Source organism: Chloroflexota bacterium (genome assembly GCA_034717495.1).
Classification (GTDB): Bacteria; Chloroflexota; Anaerolineae; order JAAEKA01; family JAAEKA01; genus JAYELL01.
In genome coordinates, this window is the sequence record JAYELL010000070.1 from 6990 (window position 1) to 9092 (window position 2103).

Annotated in this window: 3 protein-coding genes; 2 read left to right on the forward strand and 1 reads right to left on the reverse strand. The window is 59.1% G+C overall.

The window, feature by feature from the left end; all coding sequences use genetic code 11:
- Positions 1–14: 14 nt before the first annotated feature.
- Positions 15–788 carry a metallophosphoesterase family protein gene (locus tag U9R25_13280; GenBank protein MEA3336880.1) on the reverse strand — a complete coding sequence of 258 codons (774 nt, stop codon included), beginning with the start codon at positions 786–788 and terminating at the stop codon, positions 15–17.
- Between the two features lie 83 nt (positions 789–871).
- Here U9R25_13280 and tsaE point away from each other — a divergent pair, with 83 nt between their 5' ends.
- Complete coding sequence (gene tsaE / locus U9R25_13285) at positions 872–1366, forward strand: tRNA (adenosine(37)-N6)-threonylcarbamoyltransferase complex ATPase subunit type 1 TsaE (protein MEA3336881.1); 495 nt, start codon at positions 872–874, stop codon at positions 1364–1366.
- 19 nt (positions 1367–1385) lie between these two features.
- Positions 1386–2075: a tRNA (adenosine(37)-N6)-threonylcarbamoyltransferase complex dimerization subunit type 1 TsaB gene (gene tsaB / locus U9R25_13290; protein ID MEA3336882.1), complete on the forward strand. Its 690-nt coding sequence runs from the start codon at positions 1386–1388 to the stop codon at positions 2073–2075.
- Positions 2076–2103: the final 28 nt, after the last annotated feature.

Below are 2103 nucleotides of genomic sequence, written 5' to 3' on the forward strand. Positions count from 1 at the left end.
TGGCAATTGTCGGCTTACCATCCGTAAGCGAGGCGAACGATCAGCCTGTCCGGCAGACCAGCTGACCTCATGTCAGCCTGGGTCATTTCATAGGGATAGCTGATGCGGCGAAACCGCCAGATCTGCTGTTCCGTGTCCAACAGAGCGTAGGCCGCCCGGGGATCGTTGTCCCTGGGTTGCCCAACGCTACCGGGATTGAGGATTAGACGATGATCCCCCTTGAGGCTGATGTCCTGATCGTAGCCTGGCGCATGGGCAGCGCAGGCCTGCAGACCGGTTTCCGGGTCCTCCGCCAGACGATAAATCCGCGGCACGTGGGTATGACCGACCAGGCCATAGGCAGTATCGAAGTAGTCAAAGTTTTCGCGCGCGATGGTCGAGGTGCGCACGTATTCCCAGACCGGTTCCCGCGGGCTACCGTGAGTTATGATGAATTCTCCCGCCTCAATGGGCTCAGAAGGTAGTTTTCTCAGATAAGCGTAGCTGAGAGAATCCAACGCTTCCTGGGTCCATAGAACCATGTGGCGCGCTTCCGGATTGAAGTCGTCGATGTCAAGGTGCCCAAGCGCGGCCCAATCGTGGTTCCCGGCCACCCGAAGATGTCCCTCAAACTCCCGAAGACGCTCGATACAACGATTGGGGTGGGGGCCATAGCCCACGATATCACCAAGCGACCAGACAACATCGAAGCCTGTCGATCCCAGCCAATTCAGCGACCTGGCATCGGCCAGGACTTCGTCCAGCGCGGCCAGATTTGCGTGGACATCGGAAATGATCAATGCTCGCATAGTTCCTCCTCAGCCGATGATACCACAGCGCCAAACAATCTACCATTCGTTAATGTTTGCGTGTATAATGATGGCTGATTCCGATGCATTTTCGCTACGAGACATTCGCTGACACGGAAACTGAAGCCCTTGGAGAAACGCTGGGTCGCCTGCTTGAGCCTGGCGCGGTTCTCGCGCTGATTGGCGACCTGGGCGCAGGCAAAACCACGTTGACCCGCGGAATCGCCCAAGGCCTTGGCATCGATGATCCCGTAACCAGTCCCACCTTTATTCTGGTGGCAGAGTACAGGACGGCTGGCGGATGGCCTTTCTACCACGCCGACAGCTATCGCCTGAACGAAGCCACCGCCGAAGCACTGGACATCGGCCTGGATGAGCTGATGGGCGGCGATGGCATTTGCGTTGTCGAGTGGGCTGAACGCATCGAGTCGTTATTTCCCGAGGACTATCTTCGGATCAGTATCGATATCCACGAACCAGGGCATCGAGAGTTTTTCTTTTCAGCAAAAGGCCCTGGTTCTTCAGAACTGTTGGCACGGTTGCAGCACAATCTGGTTCAACTTCCAGCCGCCGATTGAGACCCGAAAAGAAACGCCCATGCTCTTAGCTCTGGACACCGCAACCCGCAATTCTGGCCTGGCGCTCTTCGATGGTCGATCGATTGTAGCCGAACACAACTGGTATTCGGCCGATGGCCAGACCACCGAGTTGATGCCAAGACTGACGCAAATCATGGCCTGGCATGCTTTGACCCCGGCGGACCTGTCTGGCGTTGCAGTCAGCCTGGGCCCCGGGTCCTTCACCGGCCTGCGCATCGCGTTAAGCGTTGCCAAGGGCATGGCGCTCGCCCATAGCCTTCCCTTGGTCGGCATCGCCACCCTCGATGCCATCGCCTTTCCTCACCTGGGCCACCGGCAGCCGGTCGTGGCTGTCATTCAGGCAGGCCGCGCCCGCGTCTGCTGGGCCAGCTATCAAAACCAGCCTGCTGGCAGTGGTGACGAGCAGGTATCTGTCGGCAGCTGGCAGGGTTGGCGTGGTTCGAATCAACTCAGCGACCTCGATGCCCTGGCGCAGCATGTCAGTGATGAAGCCTGGCTGGTAGGGGAGATCACGCCGGAGCAGCGTCGAACGCTGGAGAACCTGGCCGATTTCAGGGGCCACCTGGCCTCCCCAGCCGTAGCGGCCCGTCGTGCTGCCTGTCTTGCCGAGATAGGCTGGCTTCGCCTGCAGGCGGGCCAGGTCGACCATGCCGCCAGCCTTGCTCCCATTTATTCAAGTCACCCCTGACCTGGACGAGCCAGAGGAACGCTGATTT